The organism is Streptomyces sp. NBC_00414 (genome assembly GCF_036038375.1).
Classification (GTDB): domain Bacteria; phylum Actinomycetota; class Actinomycetes; order Streptomycetales; family Streptomycetaceae; genus Streptomyces.
Genome location: NZ_CP107935.1, coordinates 661,679 through 686,374, shown reverse-complemented (window position 1 = coordinate 686,374; position 24,696 = coordinate 661,679). Strand labels below are relative to the sequence as shown.

Annotated in this window: 22 protein-coding genes; 12 read left to right on the top strand and 10 right to left on the bottom strand. The window is 71.6% G+C overall.

Annotation, left to right across the window (positions count from 1 at the left end):
• Window positions 1-5: 5 nt before the first annotated feature.
• The 6 genes from OHS59_RS02990 to OHS59_RS02965 all read right to left on the bottom strand — a co-directional run bounded on the left by OHS59_RS02990 (window position 6) and on the right by OHS59_RS02965 (window position 6,670).
• Entirely contained in the window at window positions 6-1,487 is a 1,482-nt protein-coding gene (locus OHS59_RS02990) for a sulfatase-like hydrolase/transferase (protein ID WP_328491806.1), read from the bottom strand.
• Entirely contained in the window at window positions 1,484-2,467 is a 984-nt protein-coding gene (locus OHS59_RS02985; RefSeq protein WP_328491805.1) for an aliphatic sulfonate ABC transporter substrate-binding protein, read from the bottom strand. Before OHS59_RS02985 ends, OHS59_RS02990 begins: the two co-directional genes overlap by 4 nt.
• Window positions 2,468-2,616: 149 nt before the next feature.
• Window positions 2,617-3,510, bottom strand: coding sequence for an ABC transporter ATP-binding protein (locus OHS59_RS02980; RefSeq protein ID WP_443061607.1), 894 nt, complete (start codon window positions 3,508-3,510; stop codon window positions 2,617-2,619).
• Complete coding sequence (locus OHS59_RS02975; protein ID WP_328491804.1) at window positions 3,492-4,298, bottom strand: ABC transporter permease; 807 nt, start codon at window positions 4,296-4,298, stop codon at window positions 3,492-3,494. The genes OHS59_RS02980 and OHS59_RS02975 overlap by 19 nt, the downstream gene beginning before the upstream one ends.
• 31 nt (window positions 4,299-4,329) lie before the next feature.
• Complete coding sequence (locus tag OHS59_RS02970; protein ID WP_328491803.1) at window positions 4,330-5,562, bottom strand: ROK family protein; 1,233 nt, start codon at window positions 5,560-5,562, stop codon at window positions 4,330-4,332.
• 196 nt (window positions 5,563-5,758) lie between these two features.
• Entirely contained in the window at window positions 5,759-6,670 is a 912-nt protein-coding gene (locus OHS59_RS02965; protein ID WP_328499029.1) for a formylglycine-generating enzyme family protein, read from the bottom strand.
• Window positions 6,671-7,050: 380 nt separating this feature from the next.
• On the opposite strand from OHS59_RS02965, the gene OHS59_RS02960 reads away from it, so the two are divergent.
• From OHS59_RS02960 to OHS59_RS02935, 6 genes are all read left to right on the top strand, one after another.
• A complete protein-coding gene (locus OHS59_RS02960; RefSeq protein ID WP_328491802.1) occupies window positions 7,051-8,097 on the top strand; it encodes an acyl-CoA dehydrogenase family protein in 1,047 nt (348 codons plus the stop codon).
• Window positions 8,094-8,882, top strand: a complete 789-nt coding sequence (locus OHS59_RS02955) for a PIG-L deacetylase family protein (protein WP_328491801.1) — start codon at window positions 8,094-8,096, stop codon at window positions 8,880-8,882. Before OHS59_RS02960 ends, OHS59_RS02955 begins: the two co-directional genes overlap by 4 nt.
• On the top strand, window positions 8,879-9,493 hold the full coding sequence (locus tag OHS59_RS02950; RefSeq protein ID WP_328491800.1) for a class I SAM-dependent methyltransferase: 615 nt from the start codon (window positions 8,879-8,881) through the stop codon (window positions 9,491-9,493). The genes OHS59_RS02955 and OHS59_RS02950 overlap by 4 nt, the downstream gene beginning before the upstream one ends.
• Entirely contained in the window at window positions 9,490-10,281 is a 792-nt protein-coding gene (locus OHS59_RS02945; RefSeq protein WP_328491799.1) for a glycosyltransferase, read from the top strand. The genes OHS59_RS02950 and OHS59_RS02945 overlap by 4 nt, the downstream gene beginning before the upstream one ends.
• Window positions 10,282-10,488: 207 nt before the next feature.
• Window positions 10,489-11,049, top strand: coding sequence for a DNA starvation/stationary phase protection protein Dps (gene dps / locus OHS59_RS02940; protein ID WP_328491798.1), 561 nt, complete (start codon window positions 10,489-10,491; stop codon window positions 11,047-11,049).
• Window positions 11,050-11,095: 46 nt separating this feature from the next.
• Window positions 11,096-11,662, top strand: coding sequence for a DJ-1/PfpI/YhbO family deglycase/protease (locus tag OHS59_RS02935; protein ID WP_328491797.1), 567 nt, complete (start codon window positions 11,096-11,098; stop codon window positions 11,660-11,662).
• Between the two features lie 99 nt (window positions 11,663-11,761).
• Here OHS59_RS02935 and OHS59_RS02930 read toward each other — a convergent pair whose 3' ends face one another.
• On the bottom strand, window positions 11,762-14,041 hold the full coding sequence (locus tag OHS59_RS02930) for a catalase (RefSeq protein ID WP_443061376.1): 2,280 nt from the start codon (window positions 14,039-14,041) through the stop codon (window positions 11,762-11,764).
• Window positions 14,042-14,470: 429 nt separating this feature from the next.
• Here OHS59_RS02930 and OHS59_RS02925 point away from each other — a divergent pair, with 429 nt between their 5' ends.
• Genes OHS59_RS02925 through OHS59_RS02910 form a run of 4 tightly spaced genes read left to right on the top strand, consistent with a single transcriptional unit; the run spans window position 14,471 to window position 19,333 of the window.
• Window positions 14,471-15,757: a polyprenyl synthetase family protein gene (locus tag OHS59_RS02925; protein ID WP_443061375.1), complete on the top strand. Its 1,287-nt coding sequence runs from the start codon at window positions 14,471-14,473 to the stop codon at window positions 15,755-15,757.
• Complete coding sequence (locus OHS59_RS02920) at window positions 15,754-17,286, top strand: phytoene desaturase (protein WP_328491796.1); 1,533 nt, start codon at window positions 15,754-15,756, stop codon at window positions 17,284-17,286. Before OHS59_RS02925 ends, OHS59_RS02920 begins: the two co-directional genes overlap by 4 nt.
• A complete protein-coding gene (locus OHS59_RS02915) occupies window positions 17,283-18,317 on the top strand; it encodes a phytoene/squalene synthase family protein (RefSeq protein ID WP_328491795.1) in 1,035 nt (344 codons plus the stop codon). The genes OHS59_RS02920 and OHS59_RS02915 overlap by 4 nt, the downstream gene beginning before the upstream one ends.
• The gene (locus OHS59_RS02910; protein ID WP_328491794.1) at window positions 18,314-19,333 is read left to right on the top strand and encodes a DUF5914 domain-containing protein; all 1,020 of its coding nucleotides are present in this window, start codon (window positions 18,314-18,316) and stop codon (window positions 19,331-19,333) included. The genes OHS59_RS02915 and OHS59_RS02910 overlap by 4 nt, the downstream gene beginning before the upstream one ends.
• A 36-nt stretch (window positions 19,334-19,369) precedes the next feature.
• Here the strand turns inward: OHS59_RS02910 and OHS59_RS02905 are convergent, their stop codons facing one another.
• From OHS59_RS02905 to OHS59_RS02895, 3 genes are read right to left on the bottom strand one after another with little or no spacing between them, the layout of a single operon-like run.
• The gene (locus OHS59_RS02905) at window positions 19,370-20,935 is read right to left on the bottom strand and encodes an FAD-dependent oxidoreductase (protein WP_328491793.1); all 1,566 of its coding nucleotides are present in this window, start codon (window positions 20,933-20,935) and stop codon (window positions 19,370-19,372) included.
• On the bottom strand, window positions 20,932-21,660 hold the full coding sequence (locus OHS59_RS02900; protein WP_328491792.1) for a class I SAM-dependent methyltransferase: 729 nt from the start codon (window positions 21,658-21,660) through the stop codon (window positions 20,932-20,934). Before OHS59_RS02900 ends, OHS59_RS02905 begins: the two co-directional genes overlap by 4 nt.
• Window positions 21,657-22,859, bottom strand: a complete 1,203-nt coding sequence (locus OHS59_RS02895) for a lycopene cyclase family protein (RefSeq protein WP_328491791.1) — start codon at window positions 22,857-22,859, stop codon at window positions 21,657-21,659. The genes OHS59_RS02900 and OHS59_RS02895 overlap by 4 nt, the downstream gene beginning before the upstream one ends.
• A gap of 211 nt (window positions 22,860-23,070) precedes the next feature.
• On the opposite strand from OHS59_RS02895, the gene OHS59_RS02890 reads away from it, so the two are divergent.
• Window positions 23,071-23,478, top strand: coding sequence for a YciI family protein (locus OHS59_RS02890; protein ID WP_328499026.1), 408 nt, complete (start codon window positions 23,071-23,073; stop codon window positions 23,476-23,478).
• 6 nt (window positions 23,479-23,484) lie between these two features.
• A complete protein-coding gene (locus tag OHS59_RS02885; RefSeq protein WP_328499025.1) occupies window positions 23,485-24,633 on the top strand; it encodes an RNA polymerase sigma factor in 1,149 nt (382 codons plus the stop codon).
• Window positions 24,634-24,696 lie beyond the last annotated feature (63 nt).

The following is a 24,696-nucleotide window of genomic DNA, read 5'->3' as shown; positions in this document are numbered from 1 at the left end:
TCGGTTCACGGGGGTGAGACCTCACTGCTCGAAGGAGCCTCGAACGAGCTCAGGGTCGGGTCGTGGTCGGAGGCGCCGATGTCGTACATGGACGTCATCCAGTGGTGGAAGTTGTCGCCGCGATCCCGGAGCAGGTCGTACAGACGCCGCATCAGGCGCAGTCGCACAGACTCCAGTTCGGGGTCGGGGTAGCGGTTGGTCAGCTCGTGCGGGTCGGTGTCGAGGTCGTACAGCTCGTTGACCGAGTCGGGATTGACGACCAGCTTGTAGCGGTTGTCACGCAGCATGCGCTGGGGGTACGGGAAGTGGTGGCCGTGGAACTCGGCGAGCAACTCCTCGGGCCACTGCGACTGTTCGCCCCGAATCAGCGGCAGCAGACTGCGGCTGTCGGTGGCGGGCTCCGGGTCGCAGCCCGCCAGTTCGAGGATGGTCGCCGTACAGTCGGTGAGGCTGACGAACTCCCGCCGCTCCTGCGGGGGTTGACCCGGCACGCGGACGATTCCGGGGATGCGGTAGATGTCCTCGTACATCGCGGGACCCTTGTCGTGCAGCCGGTGGGCGCCGGTGAACTCGCCGTGGTCGGCGGTGAAGAAGACCGAGGTGTCGTCCTCCAGGCCGAGTTCGTCGAGCCGTGTGAGGATGCGCCCGATCTGCTCGTCGACGAGGGTGACGTAACCCCAGTACACGGCGATGAGTTTGCGGGTGTCCTCCAGCGGCATGGTGTCGAAGGTCCAGTGCGCGCTGTAGTTGCGCTGCACGGGTGGTTTGCCCTCGAAGGTCTCCGCGATCGAGGCGGGCAGTTCGACGAGTTCGGGATCGTAGAGGTCGTAGTAGGAGTCCGGCAGCAGGTAGGGCAGGTGCGGGCCGAAGAAGTGGGTGGCCAGGTAGAAGGGGCGGCCGTCGGCGGCGTACTTCTCCAGCAACTCGATGGCACGGGTCGCGAGGTAGCACTCGAACGTCGCCTCCACCGGCTGCTGGAGGCGCGCGGCGAGGAGGTTGCCCGGATTGCCGTTGGGCGTGGTGCCGCGCACGAGATCGGTGATGCGGTACGGCGGCAGGTCCCGTTCCTTGAGATACGCGAGGTAGTCGGGGTGGTCGACGGGGTTGTGCCAGCCCGGCAGGTCGGGCCCTTCGAAGCCGTAGGAGGCGGCGTTGCGGTGGGTGCCGACGTGCCACTTGCCGATCAGGCCCAGCTGGTAGTCGCGTTCGGCCAGTGCGGCGGGGAAGGTGAAGGCGTCCTCGGCCAGGTCCTCCAGATAGCCGACGTTGCGCTCATGGTTGGCGAGCAGCCGGTGCCGGAAGGGGGCCTGACCGGTGAGCAGACTGGCCCGGGCCGGGGTGCAGATGGCGGTGGGCGTGTAGAAGCGGTCGAAACGGGTCCCGGTGGCGGCGAGCCGGTCCAGGTTCGGGGTGGCCACATGCGGATTGCCGTAACAGCCCAGCGTGTCCACGCGGTGCTGGTCGGTCATCAGGAAGAGGAGGTTCACGCGGCGGCCTTCGTGTAGACGTCGCCCGCGTAGAAGGAGGTCGCGGCCGGTGCCTTCTTCAGCTGTCCGGTGCTCACGAAGAAGTCGCTCATGCCGTCGAGCCACTCGCCGACCGTGCCGTCCTTCGTCCTGGCGACGAGTTCGGCGGTCGTCAGCGTCTCGACATGACTCGCGTCCGCCGTCACCTTGTCCTCCGGCACCTTCAGCAGCGCTGCGGTGAGCCTGACGGACTCCTCGGGGTGAGCCGCGCGCCAGTCGTTGGCCTCCTGGAGCACCTTGACGACCTTCGCCTCGGCGGGACCCTTCTTCCCGCCGGTGACGAACGCGGTGGGGAAGGAGCCGCCGATGTCCTTGGTGCTCGCTACCTCGACCAGATCGGGCACCTTCTGCTTGATGGTGTCGATGAGCGGATAGTTGATGCCGGCCCCGTCGATCTGCCCGGAGGAGAAGGCCGAGACGATGGTCGGCGCGTCCATCGCGACCTTCTTGATGTCGTCCATCGTCATCCCCGCCTCGCGCAGCGCGAGTTGAAGGATCATCTCGCCGGAGGTCCCTTCCGGCACACCGACCTTCTTGCCCTTCAGCCCGGCGATCGAGGTGATGCCCGGCTTGGCGATCACGCGGTCGGCATAGGTGAGGGTGTCGATCGCGACCACCCGGGCCTTGCCCGAGGCGGGCAGCCACAGCGCGCCCGGACCGATGTAGCCGTAGTCGAGATCCCCACTGCCCAACGCCTGGATCTGGATGGGCCCATTGACGAACGTCTTGTACGAGGCGGACAGCCCGTGCTTCTTCCACAGGCCCTGCTTGTCGGCGATGGCCAGGAGACTGGCCCCGTTGTAGTCGGCGATGTAACCGAAGCGAATCTTTGTCGCCCCACCGCTGTCGCCGCCGTCGTCATCGGAGGAGCAGGCGGACACGGACAGTGCGAGGGCGGTGGCGGAAAGTGAGGTGAGGAGGGTGCGACGGGACATGCTCATGAGGCTGAGCCTTTCTCTTGGAAGCCCGTCCGGCGTCTGAGGACGAGCGCGAAGCGCGATAGGGGGCGAGGGGGCGCAGCCCTCATGAAGTGACGGGGAGGGTAGGGGCGGCGGGGGCGAGAAGATCTGCAGCCGACCGCGCGGTCAGGTCACCGGACCGCCGGAGGCACCGGCTCCTGGTGGTACACCGAGTGCCAGACCTCATTGCGGATCCGCGCGAACTCGGCAGACAACCGCAGCTCCTCCGTCCGCGGATAGGGCAGATCCACATCGATGACCCGGTGAACACGCCCCGGCCGGGCAGCCATCACGACCACACGCCGCGCCAGATAGACGGCCTCGTCGACGTCGTGGGTGACGAAGAGGACGGTCCGCCGCTCCTGGGTCCAGGTGTGGAGCAGCTGATCCTGCAACTGCACCCGCGTGAGCGCGTCCAGGGCACCGAACGGCTCGTCCATCAGCAGGACTTCGGGATCGACCGCGTAGGCCCGGGCGATCGCGCAGCGCTGCTTCATGCCGCCGGACAGCGTCTTGGGCAGCGTGTCGGCGAACTCGGTGAGTCCGACGAGCTCGATGGCGTGGTCGGCCTTGCGGCGACGCTCGGCGGCGGACAGGGAGGTGAGCTTGAGACCGAACTCGACGTTGCCGCGCACGGTGAGCCAGGGGAAGAGCGCGTACTGCTGGAAGATGACACCGCGCTCGGGCCCGGGGCCCGCCACGACGGCGCCGTCGACCAGGACCTGGCCGGTGGTCGGCTCGGCCAGGCCGGCCGCCAGGTTCAGCAGCGTCGACTTGCCGCAGCCCGAGGGGCCCACGACCGTGACGAACTCGCGGTCGGCGATGTCCAGCGACACCTCGTCGAGGGCGGTGAACTCCCCTTGTTTCAACGGGAATGTCTTGCCGGCCCGCCGGAAGGAGATCTTGGCGCCGGATGCGGCCGACGCGATGGATGCGCCCGACGTGCCAGGTGCGTCGGAAGCGGCAGACTCTTTGGATGGGACCGGTGCCGCACCGGATACGGGCTTCATCGTCGCTCCTGCCAGGCCGTGAGGCGGCGTTCGGCCCGCAGCAGCAGGCGGTCCATGACCAGGCCGATCACACCGATGCTGATCAGCCCGACGAAGATGGTCGGCAGGTCGTAGTAGGTCTGCGCGTGCATCATCTCGTAGCCGAGGCCCTTGTCCGCGGCGATGAGTTCGGCGGCGACGACCGTGGCCCAGGAGGCCCCGAGTCCGATCCGCATGCCGACGAGCAGGAACGGGGTGGCGGCCGGGATGACCACCTTGAGGAAGATCACGCGATCCCGGGCGCCCAGTACCCGGGCCGCGTCGACGAGCGTGCTGTCCACGCCGATCACCCCCTGGAACGCGGCGACCACGCTGGACAGGAACGCGGCCAGGAAGATCACGAAGACCTTGGGTGTCTCACCGATGCCCATCGTCACGATCGCGAGGGGGATGATCGCCAGCGGTGGCACGGTCCGGAAGAACTGTACGTACGGTTCGAGCAGACCGCGGGCCAGCGGATACCAGCCCATGAGGAAGCCGACGGGCACGGCGAGCAGGGTGCCCAGCGCGAAGCCGAGGAAGACCCGGCGCAGGCTGGCGAGGGCGTCCTCGCCCAGCGTGCCGTCGCCCGCCATGTCCAGGGCGCGGGAGCCGACCGACAAGGGGCCCGGCACGTCGACCAGACGGGTCGAGGTGGCGATCGCCCACACGGCGATGCCCAGGGTGAGCGCCGCCAGGTTGAGCACGAGCGGGGGCACGCTCCGGGGCCGGCGTCGCGGGGCGGCCGGAGCGGGCGTCTTGTCCGGTGCGGTGAGCACGGTCATGGCGACCTCGGCGGTACGGGGACGGTCACGGTCACTCCACGGAATTCGGTGTCTGATAGCGGGTGAGCAGGGGGGAGTCGTGCAGGACCAGTGCGATGGCGCCGAGCGCGCCGCCCACCTCGCCGAGCGTGGCCGGCCGCAGGTCGATGCCCGGCCGGGAGACCGGCATCAGGTGTGCGGACAGGGCGCGTTCGACGGGCTCGAAGAGCGCGGGTCCGGCCTCGGCGAGTTCGCCGCCGAGCACCGTGACGTGCGGGCCGACCGCGTTGCACACGGCCGCGAGGACGGTGCCCACCCGGGTGCCGACGTCATCCAGCACGCGGCGCGCGGCCGGGTCCACGGGCAACGCCGCGAGGAAACCGGCGAGGTCGCCGGCGGCGGGATGGGCGTCGAGCACGGCACCGATCGACGCGACCGTCTCCAGACAGCCGTCCTTGCCGCACGAACATCGCCGCCCGCCGGGTTCGGCCGTGATGTGGCCGAACTCGCCGGACAGCCCATGAGCACCCCGGTGCAGGGCGCCGCCCACGACCAGACCTCCGCCGACGCCGTGCGACAGGCGCAGATAGAGCACGTCCTGGACGCCGGCCGCCGCTCCCCAGGTCGCCTCGGCCAGCGCCGCGAGCCGGGTGTTGTTGTCGAGCAGTACGGGTACGCCGAAGCGCTTGCGCAGCAGCACCGGCAGGTCCTCGTGGGGTCGCGACGCCCCCTCGAGGGAGTCGGCCCGCTCGGCGCCGGAAGTGCCAGGGGCGGGGGTGTCAGGGGTGGAGGCATCGGTGGTGGGGGCGTCGTGCACCGGTCCGACCACGCCCACGCCGATGCCGCTGAGCGACCCGAGGCGCAGGGTGCCCCCGGCGAGTCCGCCGACCAGCCGTGCGGCGAGGTCGACACGCTTCCCCCAGGTCAGTCCCGCACCGTGCGGGGCGCTCGCGGAACCGATCACCTCGTGGGCGACGTTGACCGCGGCGACGTGCACCGCGCGCCGCGCGAAGTCGATGCCGATGGCCTGGCCCGCACCCGGGTGCAGGCTCAGGGTCTCGACGGGCCGGCCACGGCGTCGTTCGGCGGCGGCGGGCACCGCGGCCACGACGGCACCACCGTCGATCAGGGCGGCCACGATGTCGTACAGGGTCGTCCGGGACAGCCCTGTCAGCCGCCCCAACTCGCCCCTGCTGAGCGGGCCGTGCGTGCGCAGTTGCCGCAGGACGAGTTCCTCGTGACCCCGGCGAAGCCGCGCCAGGGGACCCTCGTGGTCGTGTGCCATGGGGCACAGGATGCGGACCGGGAAGCTTTTACGTCAACAGTCCGGAATAAATCAAAGACCCCGGGACCAAGCCCTGTTGGGGCAAGAAAACGCAGGTCAGAGTGGTGGTGAGGATCGCCGCGCGAGCCGGTTACGTTTCATGAGGCTGCAATGTTCCGGTCGCCGGCCGAAGGCCGCCCGCGCGGGGAGGGGGCGCTCAGGCGTCCCAGGCGCAGCGGAAACCGAGATTGCCGGTGCTGCTGTCGGGGGTGTTGGCCGTGCGGGCGGCGACGCGGTAGCGGTTGCAGTAAGAGCTGTGGCAGAGGTAGGAACCGCCCCGCATGACACGGGACGTGCTCTTCGATGCGCCCTTCGACGTGCCCTGAGACGGGCCCTTCGGATCGGTGCGGGGCCGGTCGGAGTGCTGGGTGCCCCACCGGTCCGCGCACCACTCCCACACGTTGCCGGACATGTTGTAGAGCCCGTAGCCATTGGGCTCGTACGTGTCCACCGGTGCCGTACCCCGGTAGCCGTCCTCGGCGGTGTTCTTGGTCGGGAAGTGCCCCTGCCAGATGTTGCAGCGGTGCTCGCCCCCCGGCGTCAGCTCGTCCCCCCACGGATAGCGGCGCTGTACCAGGCCGCCCCGCGCGGCGTACTCCCACTCGGCCTCGGTGGGCAGCCGCGCCCCGGCCCAACGGCAGTACGCGGCGGCGTCGTTCCACGACAGATGCACCACGGGGTGGTCGCCGCGGCCGGTCACCGAACTGCCCGGGCCCTGCGGGGTCCGCCAGGTCGCACCCTCGACCCCGCACCACCAGGGAGTCTGTGGTGGCCGGGCCGCGCCGCGCCGCAGAGCGGCGGGCAGGAACCCGGCGAAGACGAACGACCAGCCGAAGCGCTCCGCCTCGGTGAGATGGCCGGTCGCCTCGACGAACCGGGCGAACCGGTCGTTGGTCACCGCGCAGGCGTCGATCCGGAAGGGCGAGAGGACGACCTCGCGCACCGGCCCCTCACCGTCGTCGGGAAAGCCGTCCGTGTCCCGGGTCCCCATCAGGAAGGAGCCGCCGTCCAGCGGCACGCTCGCGGCACGGTCCCGGTCCCCGTGCCCATCGAGGTGCCGGTCTCGCACCTCGTCCACGGTGTCATCCGCGTGGGCGCGGACAGTGGGCCCCAGGGAGAGTCCCGTCGTACCCCGGTCGACCGAGGGCGCGCAGCAGCTCCCGGACTCCGCCTCTTCCACCCGGTCCCCCTCAAGAAGTGATCTTTGTTCGAGGCTACGGCACCCGGGGAAGCCGATCGTTGCGGCCTTCGCGGAGCCGGGGGAAGCCCGGGACGCCGACGGAAACACCTCGGACCCCGCGAAGTGGCGGGGGTCCGGGTGCTGCCTGATGCTGGGCTCTACAGGCCACCTGTACGCCCCGTCCAGTCGTCTTTTGGCCGTTTGTCGGCAGATGTGCTGGGCAATCGGGACGAAGTGCTTGAGATGGACGATGTACGCAGGAGGCCCGCGTGAACACCACGCCCCCCGAAGTGTCCGACCGCCTTCGCTCCCCGGAGCGGCGGGCGGCGGAGCTGTTCGCCCACTTCGTCGAGCGCGAGGCCTCCGGCGTGCCCCTGCCGGGACGGTCGACGGCGCACCGGTTCGCCGTCCTGAGCGCTCTGGGACGCCGGGACCTGTCCCTGGCGCGGCTCGCGGAGGGACACCTGGACGCCGCGGCGATCCTGCACGAACTGGACGAGGCTCCGCCCGCTCACGGGGAGCGCTGGGGAGTGTGGGCCGCGCGCCCGCCCGGGCCCGGCGTGCACGCCACACGCGGTGATCAGGGGTGGCGGATCAGCGGGGTCAAGCCCTACTGCTCCGGTGCCCGCAGCTGCACCCATGCCCTGGTGACGGCGGACGCCGACGACGGCTACCGCCTGTTCGCCGTCGCCCTGGACCGCCCGGGCGCACAGCCCGTGGAAGGAACGTGGCCGGCGATCGGGATGGCGGGCAGCGACAGCCTGGACATGTCGTTCACCGATGTCCCCGCGCGAGCTGTCGGCGGGGTGGACGGGTATGTCCGGCGACCCGGTTTCCAGCACGGGGGAATCGGGGTGGCGGCCTGCTGGCTCGGCGGCGCGCACGCGGTGGCCGCGCCGTTGTACGGGCGAGCGGCGGCGGGGCAGCTGAACGGGCACGCGGCCGCTCACCTCGGAGCGGTCGACGTGCTGCTGCACACCGCCGACACCGTGCTGCGCCAGGCGGGCGACGACATCGACGCCGACCCCCTCGACGTACGGGAGGAAGCGCGGGTGCGCAGTCTGCGCGTACGGGCTCTGGCCGAAAAGGTGTGCACCGAGGTCCTGGAGCACGTCGGCCGGGCCACGGGCGCCGGGCCGCTGTGCCGTGACGAACGGCACGCCCGCGCGGTCGCGGACCTGACGGTCTACGTGCGCCAGCACCACGCCGAGGCGAACCTCGCCGAACTGGGCCGCCTGGCCACCTCGGGCTCCACCGACCCCGTCGCCTGCGCGAACTCCACCGCCGCGAGCGCCCCCACGGAGGCGGCGCGATGAGCACGCCGAAGGCTGTGGGCGAGAGGCCCGCCGGGGGTACGAGGCAGGCGGCCGCCGCGGCGATAGACGCGCAGGGCACCGACGAGGCCGCATGGCAGGAGGCGCGCCTGCCGGACCGCCTGCCGCACCTGGTCCTTCCGACGGGTCCCGTCGTAGTGGTGGCCGCCCACCCCGACGACGAGGTCCTGGGATTCGGGGGAACCATCGCCGCCCTCGTCGACGCCGGTGTGGCCGTGCACACCGTGTGCCTGACCGACGGGGAAGCCTCCCACGGGCCGACGACGCCGTCCGCGCGGGCGCATCTGGCCGCCCGGCGCCGGGACGAACTGACCGCGGCGCTGGGCGAGCTCGGCGAACTGCCCGCCCCCGTGTGTGCCGGGCTGCCCGACACCGCCCTCGACGAGCACGAGAACGAGGCCCGAGCTGTGATCGGCGAGCTCCTTGACGCCGTCGGAGCGACCCTGTGCGTGGCGCCGTGGGAGAACGACCTGCACAGCGACCACGAGGCGGCCGGTCGAGCCGCCCGGCGCGCGGGCCGCGACCGCTCCACGCCGCTGTGGTCCTACCCGGTGTGGATGTGGCACTGGGCCCGCCCCCACGACCCCCGCGTGCCGTGGCACCGGGCCGCTGTTCTCCCTCTTCCCGAAGCGGTGGTCGACCGCAAGAAGTCGGCGCTGGCCCGGTTCATCAGCCAGCTGGAGCCACGGGGTGCGGGTGTCGGGCCGGTGCTGCCCGCGCCGGAGATCGCCCACCACACCCGCGCCTTCGAGACGGTGATGCGTTGAACACCCCCGCACGGTACTTCGACGACCAGTACGCCCGCGCCGCCGATCCCTGGCAGCTCGGCGAGCGGTGGTACGACCGACGCAAGTACACCCTGACCGTGGCGGCCCTGCCCCGCCCCCGCTACCCGCGGGCCTTCGAGCCGGGCTGTTCGGTGGGCGTGCTGACCGAACTCCTGGCCGCCCGCTGCGACCGTCTGCTCTCCACCGACCGCGTCGCCTCAGCCGTCGAAACCACGGCTCGGCGCACCGTCGGCCTGGACAACGTCACGGTCCGACGGATGACGGTGCCCGAGGAGTGGCCCGAGGAACCCTTCGACCTGGTGGTGCTGTCGGAACTCCTCTACTACTTCGACACCGGCACCCGTACGCGACTTCTCCACCGGAGTGTGGAGAGCCTGGGCGAGGGCGGTCACCTGGTCACGGTGCACTGGAACCATCCGGTCGCCGAGCACACCTGCACGGGCCGTGACATCGCCGACCACCTCGACACCCTGAGCGGCTTGAGACGGCTGGCGCGCTACGACGACCCGGACTTCACCCTCTCCGTCCACGAGCGCGGCCAGGGTCGGGGACCGGTGCTCTCTCCGGCCCGCGCGGAAGGCCTGGCGTGAGGTCTGGAGTGAGGTCCGGTACGAGGGCTCCCGCCGAGCCCTCGGCCGTGGCCGTCGTCGTCCCCGCGCACAACGAGGAACACCGCGTCGAAGCCTGTCTGCGCAGTCTGCGGGCGGCCGCAGCTCACGTGGCACCGCTGCCCGTGGTGATCGTGGTGGTGGCGGACGCCTGCACGGACGCCACGGCGACGCTGGCCGCGCGCGGGGGAGCCCACGTGGTGGAAGTCGGCAGTCGCAATGTCGGAGTCGCGCGGGCCGCCGGCGTCGACCGCGCACTCGAACTGCTCGCCGAGGCCGGCCCGGACGCGTGGCTGGCCATGACGGACGCCGACACCACCGTGCCCGTGGCCTGGCTCACCCACCAGGTCGCCCGGGCGCGGCAAGGCCACGACGCGGTCCTCGGCACCATCCGTCTCGCCCCCATCACCGCCAATGCCCTCGTGGTGGCCCGGCACGACGCCGACTACTTCCGCACCCGCCGGTTCCGCGGGACGGACGGAGCATGGGAGCACCCTCACGTCCACGGCGCGAACCTGGGTGTGTCCGCCGCGGCCTACGGGCGCGTGGGCGGCTTCGCGCCCCTGCCCACCGGCGAGGACAGAGACCTCGCGGCCCGGCTGGCCGCGACCGGCCATCGCATAGCCCGCACCGACCGGAACCCCGTGCACACCGCCGCCCGGCTGCACGGCCGGGCCCCCGGCGGCCTCGCCGACCTCCTCGCCTCCCTGCACCCCGCCACGGGGCCGCCCCTCACCCGTGAACCAGCGGGGCGGCGCATCCTCCGCTGACTGGTTCGGATGGGGCTGCGGTGGATTGCGTTCGCACACCAGGGGTACCGGGAGGGGGCAAATCAGTACGAGATGGATCTGTACGAGACGCACAAGACGTAAGGCAAGCACACACCACGTAGAGCGACGCACAAGACGCACAGCTACGCACAGCGACGCACAAGACGCACGGCAACGTACAAGGCGTACGAGACAGGAGACACCGTCATGGCTTCTCAGGCCACCCCCCGCTACACCGTCCCGGGCCTCACGGTGAAGGACGCAGGCTCGCTCATCGACATGCTGCAGCAGCGTCTGCACGCCCTCAACGATCTCCACCTCACGCTCAAGCACGTGCACTGGAACGTGGTGGGACCGCACTTCATCGCCGTGCACGAAATGCTCGACCCGCAGGTGGACCGTGTCCGCGACATGGCCGACGACGTCGCGGAGCGCCTCGCGGCCCTGGGCGGCGTCGCGTACGGCACGCCGGGCGCGCTGGTCGAGGAGCGCACGTGGAAGGACTACAGCGTGGGCCGCGCCGACGCCATCGCCCACCTCGGAGCGCTCGACGTCGTGTATACCGGCCTGCTGGAGGACGTTCGTGCCGCGGTCGAGAAGGCGGGCGACATCGACCCGGCCACCGAGGACCTGCTGATCGAGCAGCTGCGTGACCTGGAGCAGTTCCAGTGGTTCGTGCGGGCCCACCTGGAGACCTCCGGCGGCACCCTCACCACGGCCGACGCCACCACGGAGAAGGGCGCCGCCAAGAAGGCCGCCAAGTCCTGACGGACACGACCACGCCACCTTCGCAACGAGAGAAAGGCTCACCATCATGTCCGACAAGCCGCTCAACGACCACCGGGTACTGGTGCTCGTCACCAACTACGGAGTTGAGCAGGACGAGTTGGTGGTGCCGGTCCGCCGACTTCGGGAGAGCGGAGCGGACGTCACCGTCGCAGCCGTGACCTCGGATCCCATCCGGACTCTGGTGGGCGACAAGGACCCCGGGGAGACGGTGGAGCCCACCACGACGCTCGATGCGCTGGACCCGGGCGTGTACGAGCTGCTGCTGATCCCCGGCGGCACCATCAACGCCGACCAGCTCCGCCTGCAGTCCAAGGCGCTTGAGACGGTCAAGGCGTTCGCGGCGACGGGCCGGCCGATCGCCGCGATCTGTCACGGCCCCTGGGCCCTGGTGGAGGCCGACGTCCTGAACGGCAAGACGCTGACGTCCTTCGCCTCCGTGCGCACCGACATCCGCAACGCGGGCGCCAAGGACTGGGTGGACGAGGCTGTCGTGACCGACAGCGCGAACGGCTACACCCTGATCACATCCCGGACGCCGAAGGACCTCGACGACTTCGTGGGCGCCGTCGCCGAGGTCCTGGCCGGCTCCTGAGCCCCGTACCGCGGTATCCCGGCTCCACCGCCCGCTCCGCCCCGCGGTCCCTGCCCGACAAGGCAGGGACCGCGGGGCGGATTGCGTCAGGGCCAGGGCTCAGACGGGCTGGGTGAAGCGGTCCCACGCACGGTGACCCGCCAGCAGTCCGGTGACGCGTTCCAGTACCGCGTCGGCCGAGTCCGCGCTCACCACGCCGGGGGCGTCGAGTGCGACACCGGCCGCTTCCAGCGCCTCCGTCCCGTCGGACCAGGCACCGAGCGCCTTGCCGTGGCGGAACGCCTCCGAGAGCATGAGCAGCAGACGGGGATCGATACCCGAGGCCACCGCGACGTCGTCCACCTTGGCGTCGCGGGCCCCGAAGGCGTCGGCGCCCGGCGCGGGAGCACCGGCCAGCAGGATGGCGTCGAACTCCGTGGAGCGGGCGTTGGCGAAGGTGCGCTGCACGGTGACGGGCTCGCCGTCGGCGTCGAGCACACCGCCGGCCGGGGCGATGACGAGGGGCACCATGCCCGCGTCCAGGACCGCCTGACGGATCGACCGTACGCCGTCCAGATCCTGGTCGCCCACGGTGACGATGCCGACGATCCGGCCGTCCAGCGGCCAGGTGGCGCCGAGCTGGGACAGCGCCGGGCTGGGGTCGGGCTCGGCCAGTTTCACGGTGGGCGCGGGGGTCGGCAGCCCGAGTCCGATCGCGACCTCGGCGCACAGCTCGGGGTCGATGTTGGCCAGGACCAGCAGCGCCCGTTCCTTGATCGTCGTCTCCCAGCACTTGCTGAGCTCGAAGGTGTACGCGGCGACGATGTGCTCCCGCTCGGTGGCAGTCATGCTCAGCCAGAACAGGCGGGCCTGACTGAAGTGATCGTCGAAGGAGGCCGCCGCGTCACGGACCTTGCGGGTGGCGGGCACCGCCTCGGGGACCTCGATGTACGCGCCGGTGTCCTCGCCGGCGAGGAAGGGGCAGCCGCCGTCGAGGGAGTTGGGGTGATACGGGGCCGCACCGCGGTGGACCGCGGTCTGGTGCATGCCGTCACGCAGCATGTCGTTGACCGGCGCGTGGGTACGGTTGATCGGCAGCTGACCGAAGTTGGGGCCGCCGAGCCGGCTGATCTGGGTGTCGAGGTAGGAGAACAGCCGGCCCTGGAGCAGTGGGTCGTTGGTGACGTCGATACCGGGGACGAGATGGCCCAGATGGAAGGCGACCTGCTCGGTCTCGGCGAAGTAGTTCGAGGGATTGGCGTTCAGCGTCAGCAGGCCGATCGGCCGGACCGGGGCCAGCTCCTCCGGCACGATCTTGGTCGGGTCCAGCAGGTCGATGCCCTCGAACAGCTGGTCGTCGGTGTCGGGGAACGTCTGGACGCCGAGTTCCCACTGCGGGAAGGCGCCGGACTCGATCGCGTCGGCGAGGTCGCGGCGGTGGAAGTCGGGGTCCACGCCCGCGGTGATCTGCGCCTCTTCCCAGACCAGCGAGTGCACACCGAGTTTCGGCTTCCAGTGGAACTTCACCAGCGTCGTCGCGCCCTCGGCGTTCACGAACCGGAAGGTGTGGACGCCGAAACCCTCCATCATCCGGTACGAGCGCGGGATGCCGCGGTCGGACATGTTCCACAGCGTGTGGTGGGTGGCCTCGGTGTGCAGGGTGACGAAGTCCCAGAACGAGTCGTGGGCGCTCTGCGCCTGCGGGATCTCCCGGTCCGGGTGCGGCTTGCCCGCGTGGATCACGTCGGGGAATTTGATCGCGTCCTGGATGAAGAACACCGGGATGTTGTTTCCGACCAGGTCGAAGACGCCCTCGTCGGTGTAGAACTTCGTCGCGAAGCCCCGGGTGTCGCGGACGGTGTCGGCCGAGCCGCGCGAGCCCAGCACGGTGGAGAAGCGCACGAAGACGGGGGTCTCCACGCCCTTGCCGAGGAACGTGGCCTTGGTGATCTGCCCGGCGGTTCCGTACCCCTGGAAGACGCCGTGCGCCGCGGCGCCGCGGGCGTGCACCACCCGCTCCGGGATGCGCTCGTGGTCGAAGTGGGTGATCTTCTCCCGCAGGTGATGGTCCTGCAGCAGCACGGGCCCGCGCGGGCCTGCCTTCAGGGAGTGGTCGGTCTCGTACAGCCGCGTGCCCTGCGCGGTGGTCAGGAACTCGCCGCCCTGCGCCACCTTCTCCTGCGGGACGTCCGTCGCCTGCCCGGTGGGGCTGAACGTGTCGGGGCCGCGCTGGTCCGGCTTTGGCGGCAGCGGTGCGGCCGGCTCGGTCGGTTCGTCGAGCGGCGGTGCCACCGGCCCGGGCGCCCCCGGGATCTCGTTGCCGGGATGCACGACCTCCTGGACCTTCTTGGCCACCTTGCCCTTGGCCGCTTTCACAGGATTCTTCTTCTTGGTGCTCACAGCGTTCCGATCTCTGAGGGAAGCGCGGAACGACTCTGTCCGTCACGAGGAATGGGGTCGCCTGAGATCCGCTGATGCCAAGTACCCCTTCTGCTGAAGGCGACGCGGCGGTCGGCCCAGGGAAGGCGGAGCTTCACCCGAGCGGTCGCCCACCGCCGTGCAGGTGGCGCAGTTCAGCCGGGCCCCACCCGCAATCCGCCGGTCCTCACCGCCGTTGCACCGGGCCCCCACCACCGGGTGCCGCCGCGCGGCCGGGACAGCCACAAGGGTCGAGTCGTTGGTCCGGCCAGGTCAGACGGCCGGTGAGCCTCCGCCCGCGGGCCCCCTCGTCCGGCGATCATTCCCAGGTGCATCCGGGCGGCACTCCGGAGCCGAATCGTCCGGTAATCCATGTCGACCGATCTGAACGAATGGCCGAGAGGACGTGCAGTGCGCCCCCGGACAGAAGCACTCCCCTTCACCACCGACCACAACGGACCGGTTACCGGAAAGTCCTTCGCGCACGGGTGCCGATCGGGCACCTCGGAGGTACCGGCGCACGACAACCCGGATCCCGAGAGCCCGGCCCCCGAGACAGCCGCCGCCGTCGACGCCGACGTCGCCGCCGCGGTGGGACGCACCCTTGAGCACATCCTGCGGGAGCGGGTGAAGGACGCCCGCGCCATCGACACCGTGTTCGCCGAGGACATCGCGGAGCGGGTCGCCCAGTTCACCCTGCGGGGCGGCAAGCGCCTTCGTTCACAGTTTCTCTGGTGGGGTCTGCGGGCCTGCGAGGGAGGCTCCGACACCGGACAGACGGAAGCCGCGCTCCGGCTGGCGGCAGGCCTCGAACTCATCCAGACGTGCGCGCTGGTCCACGACGACGTCATGGACGGGTCACCGCTGCGCCGTGGCAGGGCCGCCGTGCACGTGGACCTGCGGCACCAGTACGCCGCGGACGACTCGGGCCAGTCGTTCGGCAGGGCCGCAGCCATCCTGGTGGGCGATCTGGCGCTCAGCTGGGCCGACGACGTGATGGCCTCGGCCGACCTCCTCCCGCCGACGGCGAGCCGGGTGCGCGATCTCTGGCAGGCCATGCGGCAGGAGATGGTGGCCGGCCAGTATCTGGACCTCCAGGGGCAGGCCACCGGTTCCCGGTCGATGGCCCGCGCGGTCCGCACGGCATCCCTCAAGAGCGCCTTGTACTCGGTGGAACGCCCACTGGGTCTGGGCGCGGCCCTCGCCGGAGCGGACGAGGGCGCGACCCGGGCACTGTGCTGGGCGGGCCGCTGCGCCGGTCTGGCCTTCCAACTGCGCGACGATCTCCTCGGAGCGTTCGGTGAGCCCGCGGCGACCGGCAAACCCTCCGGGGACGACATCCGGGAAGGCAAGGCCACCTACCTGCTGGCGGTGGCCACGGACCGGGCGGAGGCCACGGGAGACCGCGACGCGCTCGCCCTCCTGGCCGCGTGCGTCGGCAAGGCGGAGCTGGGCGAGGACGGCGTACGCAAGGTGCGCGAGGCGTTCGAGACGACGGGGGCCCGCGCGATCGTCGAGGAGAGAATCCGGCGTCTGGCCCGGCAGGCGAGCCGGCATCTCACCACCGGCACGTTCGCGCCCCACGCCGAACGAAGACTGCGAGGACTCTTCCACCGTGTCGCGGCGCTGCCGTCGGCCGACGGAGCAGCCCCGCCGCCCGCCGGCCAGGATCCCTTCGCGAAAGGCGGCATCCAGTGAGGACGATCCCAGGGGCCACCGACCACGTGGTGGTGGTCGGCGCGGGGCTCGCGGGCCTGTCGGCGGCGCTGTACCTGCTGGGTTCCGGACGCGCCGTGACCCTGGTCGAACGGGCCGCGCACCCGGGCGGCCGAGCCGGACTCCTCGAACGAGGGGGCTACCGGATCGACACCGGCCCCACCGTCCTGACCATGCCCGAACTCGTCGAGGACGCCCTCGCCGCGGTGGGGGAGAACCTCGGCGACCGGCTGGACCTCATCCCTCTGCACCCCGCCTACCGAGCCCGGTTCGCCGACGGAAGCAGTCTGGACGTCCACACCCGCCCCGAGGCGATGGAAGCCGAGATCGAACGCTTCGCCGGCCCCGGTCAGGTGCAGGGATACCGGCGGCTGCGGGCCTGGCTGCACCAGCTCTACCAGCTTCAGATGCGCCGGTTCATCGACACCAACTTCGACTCCCCGTTCGCCCTGCTCACTCCCGACCTGGCCCGGCTGGCCGCACTCGGGGGCTTCGGACGCCTTGACGCGCGTATCGCCTCCTTCATCTCCGACGAGCGGCTGCGGCGCGTCTTCACCTTCCAGGCGCTGTACGCGGGAGTGCCCCCGGCCCGGGCCCTGGCCGCCTACGCGGTCATCGCCTACATGGACACCGTCGCGGGCGTCCACTTCCCGCGCGGCGGCATGCACGCCGTGCCCCGGGCCATGGCCGACGCCGCCTCGCGGGCAGGCGCCGACATCCGCTACGGGCACGACGTCCAGCGCCTGGAGCGGAGCGGTTCCCGCATCACCGCCGTCATCACCGAACAGGGCCGCATCGCCTGCGACGCGGTGGTCCTGACCCCCGACCTGCCCATCGCCTACGAACTCCTCGGCCGCGCCCCACGGCGTGCGAAACCGCTGCGGCACTCACCCTCCGCCGTCGTCCTGCACCTCGGCGGCGACCGGACCTGGCCGCAACTGGCGCACCACACCATCTCCTTCGGGGCCGCCTGGAAGGGCACCTTCGACGAACTGACCCACACCGGGCGCCTCATGACCGACCCCTCCCTGCTCATCACCCGGCCCACGACCAGCGACCCCGGCCTGGCGCCGGCCGGCCGGCACCTGCACTACATCCTCGCCCCCTGCCCCAACACGGACATCGGCCCCGGCGCGCAGGACTGGCGGGACCTGGCCCCCCGCTACCGCGACAGCATCCTCACCGAGCTCGAAAAGCGCGGGCTGGACGGCATCGGCTCGTCCATCGAGGAGGAGTGCCTGGTGACTCCTGCGGACTGGACGGCGCAGGGACACGCCGCCGGCACACCGTTCTCCGCCGCCCACACCTTCGCGCAGACCGGCCCCTTCCGGCCCCGCAACCTGGTGCGGGGCACCGAGAACGCGGTGCTCGCAGGCTGCGGCACCACCCCCGGAGTCGGTGTGCCCACCGTGCTCATCTCCGGCAGGCTCGCCGCCGCACGCATCACCGGCCCGCGCCCCGCCCCGTCCACCACCGCGAGATCGCGCACCGGCACGAGAGGAACACGATGAGCGCCCGGGAACTGGACGCGGCGGCCGTCACCGATCCGGCGCTGCGCGCCGCCTACAGCCACTGCCGACGCCTCAACGCCCGCCACGGAAAGACGTACTTCCTGGCCACGCGGCTGCTGCCCGTCGAGCGCCGGCCGGCCGTCCACGCCCTCTACGGGTTCGCACGGTGGGCCGACGACATCGTCGACGACCTGGAGTCCACGGCCGCACCGGCCGAGCGGGCCACGGCCCTGCACCGGCTCCAACACCAGCTGGACCACGGACTGCGCACGGGCACCAGCCCGGAGCCCGTCGTCGCGGCCCTGGCCGACACCGCCCGCCGCTATGACATCGACCCCCGGCACTTCACGGACTTCATGACATCCATGCGCCAGGATCTCGACGTCACCCAGTACCCCACGTACGAGGATCTCGAGCGGTACATGCACGGCTCGGCCGCCGTCATCGGGCTGCAGATGCTGCCCGTACTGGGGACCGTCGTCCCCCGCGAAGAGGCCGCCCCGCACGCCGCCGCACTGGGTGTCGCCTTCCAACTGACCAACTTCCTCCGGGACGTGGGGGAGGACCTCGACCGCGGCCGGATCTACCTTCCCCAGGAACTGCTCGCCGCGCACGGGGTCGACCGCGCACTGCTGGAGTGGAGCCGCGCCACCGGCCGCCGGGACCACCGCATCACCTCGGCGCTGACGGCCGCCGCCGCCGTCACCCGCGACGTGTACCGCACTGCGGCACCGGGCCTCGCCATGCTCGACCCCGTGTCCCGCCCCTGCATGCGTACCGCGTTCGTCCTGTACGGCGCCATCCTCGACGCCGTCGCCGACGACGGATACGCGGTCCTGCACCGCCGGGCCGTCGTCGCGAACCGCCGCCGGGCCGCCCTCGCCTGCGACGGCCTGATCCGACTGGCCGCCGCCCGGCTGCGCCACCGCGGGACAGGTGCCCCGACGCCGACGGCCGGACGGTCCGTGCACGCGTCGGCGCACGCCTCCGAAGGCACCCGTGTCCCTCTGCACCGGAAGGAACCTGTGTGAGCGGCGACCGTTCACCCCGAACCGGCCGCTACCCCCTGCGGCTGCGCCGTCGGCTCGTGGCCTGGGAGCGCCAGCGTCCTACGTGGCGGGAGGCACGACCCGCGGTGATCGCCGCCGCGCTGAAGCGCGCCCAGAGCCGGCCCTCGGGCAACTGGTACGTACTGGGCGCCACCCACGAGATCAAGGACGACCGTCCGCTGGGCCGCACCGTGGCCGGCCTGGAGGTCGTCGTCTGGCGCGACACCCGAGGAGTCCTACGGGCAGGACCCGGCGTCTGCCCGCACCTGGGAGCCCCGCTCAAGGACAGCCCGGTGCGCTGCGGCACGCTGATCTGTCACTGGCACGGGCTCGCCCTCGACGGACGGGCCGTGGGGGACTGGACCCCCTACCCGGTGTTCGACGACGGTGTGCTGACGTGGGTCAGGCTCGACGAGGTCGGCGGCGAGGCGCCCCTGGACAGGCCGGTCGTCCCTTCCCGCCCCGCCCGGGCCGCGAGCGTGGCGACGGTCTACACGACCAGCGGACGCTGCGAACCCGAGGACGTGGTCGCCAATCGGCTCGACCCCTGGCACGGAGCCTGGTTCCACCCCTACTCGTTCGTCGACCTGACCGTCGCTCCCCTCACCGGGAAGGAGGACGTGGAAGAGGACGAGGACGCCTTCACCGTGGACGTTTCCTTCAAGCTGGCGGGAACCGTGGTGGTCCCCGTGCGCGCGGTCTTCACCGCGCCCGAACCCCGCACCGTCGTCATGCACATCACCCACGGTGAAGGAGCGGGCTCCGTCGTGGAGACGCACGCGACGCCGCTGGGCACCGACGACGCCGGGCAGCCGCGCACGGCGGTCGTCGAAGCGGTGATCGCCACGTCCGGGCGCCCGGGCTTCCTCGCCGCGAGGGCCGCGGCACCGGCGCTGCGGCCGCTCATGCGCGCGGCGGCCGCACGCCTGTGGCGCGACGACATCGCCTACGCGGAACGCCGCTGGAAACTGCGCAGCACGGGCCGCTTCCCCGGCTGACCACCCGCAGGACGACGCCGGTCGCTTTCGGCCGGCTCACTCACCCAGCAGCCGGTTCAGCGTGCGCAGGGCGCGCACTCTGCCGCGGTCCGGGACGGTCCACAGTGTCTGGCCGCGCACGCCCCACCGCTCCAACAGGGCGTTCGCGGCGAGGAATCCCGAGGTCACGGCCCGTTCCATCAGAGCCACCGGCAGACCGGTGCGCACCAGGTCGCCCGCCACGGTCAGGGCCGGGTCCGCGGTCCGCACCGTGGGCCGGTCGCGGTAGCCGCCCACCGCGAACAACGGACAGTCGGCCCGCCACTCGTGACGCTCGTCGAGGACCTCGGCGGCGCGGGTCTCCGGGTACACGCGGTGCAGTTGGGCCAGCAGACGCTCCTGCTCCGCCGTCCGGTCCGCTCCCGACTCCACGGCGTAGGCGTGCAGTTCGACCACCGAGCCGCCCGTGCGGGCACGCCGGCGCTGCGCCTCGCCCTCCCAGCGTTCCAGGACGCTCACGTTGTCCAGCGAGCCGTACCCGCTGGTGCCGAGGAACCCGGCACGATCGCGGGCCACCGGGCGGTCCAGCCAGAACCGCGAGACGAGGAAGGCCGGTGCCGTGCGCAGCCGCATGATCTGCTCGCGCCAGCCCCGGTCGCCCAACCGGGGCGAGCGGGCGACGACATACTGCAGACCGGTCGTGTCCAGGGCCAGCACCACGCTGTCGTACTGCCGCCCGTCGTCCTGGGCTGTGACGCGGAATCCGCCCGTCGGCGAGGGCTCCACGTTCTCGACCGCGTGCCCCGTACGGATGTCCGTGCCGTGCCCGGTCAGGTAGGCGGCCAGCGGATGCCACATCGCCGCCGGGAAGGGTTCTCGCGGTACGTCGAAGAGCAGGCCTTCGCTGGAGCCGAGGAAGTAGATGTGGAACATGACGGCCAGTTCGGCCGCCGAGAGCTGGCGGGGGTCGGCGAAGAAGCTGCGGGAGAAGACCTCGAACGCCAAGTGGTGGGCCGCCTCGGGAAACCGGATCCGTTCCAGCAACTCCTGTGCGCTGACCGTGTCGAGCCGCTCGTAGACCTCGGGCACCCGTACGTCCATCAGGGGCAGCGCGGCACGTGGGTTCATCCGGGTCAGGTCGCGCCCGCCGAAGGTGGGACTTCGCGCGGCGAAGCCGAGTGCGCTCCACGGCGGTGTGCGCGGCACCTTGGCGAAACTGTCCTGGAGGCTGGAACTGTGCCGCAGCGGATAGTCGGGCAGGCCGGTCAGCATGCCGAGGCGGGGATCCACCCGGCACAACAGGCCGCGCAGGTTGTAGTACTGACGGAAGAAGGCGTGGAAGCCGCGGGTCATGGTCGCCGTGGAGCCGTCGGACAGTTCCACGGGCCAGCCCGCCAGGCGGCCGCCCAACTGGTGTTCGCGCTCGTAGAGCGTGACCCGTACACCCCGTTCCGCCAGCGCGGTCGCGGCGGCGAGCCCGGCCAGCCCGCCGCCGATGACGGCTGTCGTCGGCGTCCGCCCCTGGGGGACGCGTGGCAGACCGGGCGGAGCCTGCAACACCTTCGCGCGGCGGTCACGTCCGCGCCCGGCCCGCCCGTCCGTCGAGGTGGCGCGTGGGATCATCGCCCGGCCTCCTCGTCCGGGCCGGCCGAGGCCAGCACGGTGTGCACGATGCCGGTCTGCCAGCCGGGCAGCGGCAGGACCCGTACGCCGGAGAATCCCGCCCGTCGTGTTCGCGCGGCGAACTGCTCCGCCGTGTCGAAGCGGGTGACGCTGTGGAACAGGTGGTCGTAGAGCGCCGCGTCGCCGGCCAGGGTGCCCGCCGGCTGCACCACCGCCTTGCAGACCGCCCACCACACGAGGCTGTCGGCCCGTCGCCCGCTGAGGGTGTACTCGTGCACCGCCAGCCGCCCGTGCGGGGCGAGGAGTGCGCGCACCGCGGAGAGCACGGCGTCCGGGTCGGCGAGGTTGCGGAACAGGTAGGCCGCGAAGACCGCGTCGAACGGGCCGCGCACGCCCGCCTGTTCCAGGTGCTCGGCGGAGGCGTGCACGAAGGTGACGCCGGGGGGCCAGGGCTTCGCCGCGGCTTGTGCCAGCATGCCCGGTGAGGCGTCGACCGCGACGATCTCGGCCAGCGGGGCCACGTGGAGCAGGGCCGCGGTGGACGCACCGGTTCCGCACCCCAGGTCGAGCAGCCGCAGCCCGGCACCGCCTCCCGGCAGCCCAAGCCGCCGGGCGGAACGCCGCAGGTGGGAGTGGTAGCCGGGATTCACGGCGACCAGCCGGTCGTAGGTGCGGGCGGCATGGTCGAACGCGGCGGACAGCGTTTCGTCGCGCAGCAGGGTCATCGCATCTCCTTGAGGTTCACCCGGCGCCTGGGGAGCCAGGGCAGTTCGGCCGCCGTGCGCAGCATCGGGCCCACCGGGGTGCGCAGACCGATGAGCAGGTCCTCGCGCCGGCTGGTCCGCCCGTCGAGGAAGCGCAGCAGGCGTTCCATGGGGACCTGACGGAAGAGGCCCGTGAAGAAGTCCGAACCCGACACACGCCCGGTGTGCAGTGCCCGCAGCAGGACGGCGTCCATGGCCAGCGACCGCGCCGAGTGGACGGGCGGAGGCTCGGGGGTCCGGCCCTGGTGTACGGCCGTGGCGATGGCACGCGCCTGCCGCTGCACGGCGGCGAAGGTGTACCCGGTGGAGGGCCGGGTCGCTCCGCCCGCCGTACCGATGCGGAAGACGGACGGGCTGACGCGGCGCGGGAAGCGCGCGTCGGTCATGGGGATCACACCGTTCTCGACCCGGTTCACCTTGAAGTGCTCCAGGGCCAGTTCGTGTGTCAGATACCGGCGCAGCGCGTCCGAGTAGCCGGCGTCGTCCAGGGTCCGGGGGGAGAATTCCGTGTACTCGACCAGGGCCTGGTGGGCGGAGGAGGGCAGGACGTAGGCGAAGGAGAGGCCCTGTGCGGGCTGAGGGGTACGGAAGTCCATCAGGTCCGCCACCCGCGGATCGAAGGCCGGGCGCTCGGTCGTGACGAACCATCCGCGGAAGTGCTGCAACAAGGTGGTACGGCTGGGCGGCAGAACGCGCGGGGGCCGTGAGTCGAACACCCACCGGGCGCGCAGCGTCCGAGGCCGCCCGTCCGGGGCGAGCGCGCGGATCTCGGCACCACGGCCGAGTTCGCGAACGTCGTGGACCACGGCTTCGAGCCGTGTCACCTTCGGCTCGGCGGCAAGGCGGTGGCCGACGAACGACTCGAAGTCGCCGGAGCGAAGCATCTTGTAGCGCAACGGCGCGACCGGCGCGGCCACGCCGAAACCGCGAGGGCCCTGCACCCGCAGGGTGTCCCACACCGCGGACACGGCCTCGTCGAACTCCCCGTCCGGCTTTTCCCAGAAGCACCAGGTCCGCTCGGCCGGTCTCAGCGGACCCTCCGGAGCGTCGACCAGCACCACCGACGGCGGACGGCGCCCGGGTGCGCCGAGGGTCAGGTGGTAGGCGAGCGAGAGCCCCGCGGCACCGGCACCCACGATGGCGATCTGCGTGTCGTGCATGAAGCCCCTCGCCGGTCATTGCCAGATGCCCAGCATTCCGTACGAAGCGGACTGTCGGATGCACCGGCACGGGTATGGTCGCAATGCTTTCCCGAAGCCCGACGGAATCCGGCAGGAAAAGGATCCTCGGGGAATGTCGAGAACCCGCGCGTGGCTCCGTCCCCGCAGTGAACACGGCCACAAGGGGCCGTACCGCACCAGGGAGAACATGATGGCCAAGTACCTGCTGCTCAAGCACTACCGGGGCGCGCCGGCAGCGGTCAACGACGTGCCGATGGACCGGTGGACGCCGGACGAGGTCTCGGCGCACGTGCAGTACATGAAGGACTTCGCGGCGCGGCTCGAAGGCACCGGCGAGTTCGTCGAGAGCCAGGGACTCTCGTCGCAGGGCACCTTCGTGCGCCACGACGGCGAGGGACGGCCGCCGGTCACCGACGGCCCGTTCGCGGAGACCAAGGACCTGATCGCCGGCTGGATCGTGATCGACGTCGAGACCTACGAGCGGGCGCTCGAACTGGCCGGTGAGCTGTCGGCGGCTCCGGGCGCGGGCGGGAAGCCGATCCACGAGTGGCTGGAGGTACGCCCGTTCCTGTCCGCGCACCCGTGCACCACGGACTGACACATGGTGGACGAGTCCCTGCTGCGGACCCTCACCCCCACCGTGCTCGCCGTCCTCGTCCGCCGCGGAGCCGACTTCGCGGCGGCCGAGGACGCCGTGCAGGAGGCCCTGATCGAGGCCGTGCGCAGGTGGCCGGACGACGCCCCGCGGGACCCCAAGGGCTGGCTGGTCACCGTGGCCTGGCGCAAGTTCCTCGACGCCGCCCGCGCCGACACCTCCCGACGGCACCGTGAGGTACGCGTCGACCGCGAGCCGGTGCCCGGCCCGGGCGAGGCCACCGACGACACGCTCCAGCTGTACTTCCTGTGCGCGCACCCCTCCCTGACACCTGCCTCGGCCGTCGCACTCACGCTGCGCGCGGTCGGCGGCCTGACCACGCGGCAGATCGCGCAGGCCTACCTCGTGCCGGAGGCCACCATGGCCCAGCGGATCAGCCGGGCCAAGCGGACCGTCTCGGGCGTCCGGTTCAACCGGTCCGGTGACGTGGCCACGGTGCTGCGCGTGCTCTACCTCGTCTTCAACGAGGGCTACTCCGGCGACGTCGACCTCGCCGCCGAGGCCATCCGGCTCACCCGCCACCTCGCGGCCAGGACCCATCACGAGGAGGTCGCGGGCCTGCTGGCGCTCATGCTGCTCCATCACGCACGGCGCCCGGCACGGACCGGCCCCGACGGCAGCCTCGTACCCCTGCCCGAGCAGGACCGCGGTCTGTGGAACACCCGGCTGATCGCCGAAGGTGTCGACGTGCTCCAGGCGGCCCTCGCCCGCGACCGCCTGGGCGAGTTCCAGGCCCAGGCCGCCATCGCCGCGCTGCACGCCGACGCCCCGTGTGCCGCGGAGACCGACTGGGTGCAGATCGTCGAGTGGTACGACGAGCTGGTACGTCTCACCGGCAACCCGGTGGCCCGCCTCAACCGGGCCGTGGCGGTGGGCGAGGCCGACGGTCCGCGGGCCGGCCTGGCCGCCCTGGCGCAACTCGACGCCTCGCTGCCCCGCCACGCTGCCGTCGCGGCATACCTGCACGAGCGCGACGGAGACCGGACGACCGCGGCACGGCTCTACGTCGAAGCCGCCCGATCGGCGCCCAGCATCCCCGAACGGGACCACCTCACACGACAGGCCGCCAGACTTCACATGGAACTGCGCGACACATGAGGGGTGAATGAGCGGCGTGGACGAGGGCGTGTGAAGCGCCAGGAGCCCTCCCCCTGCGACTCG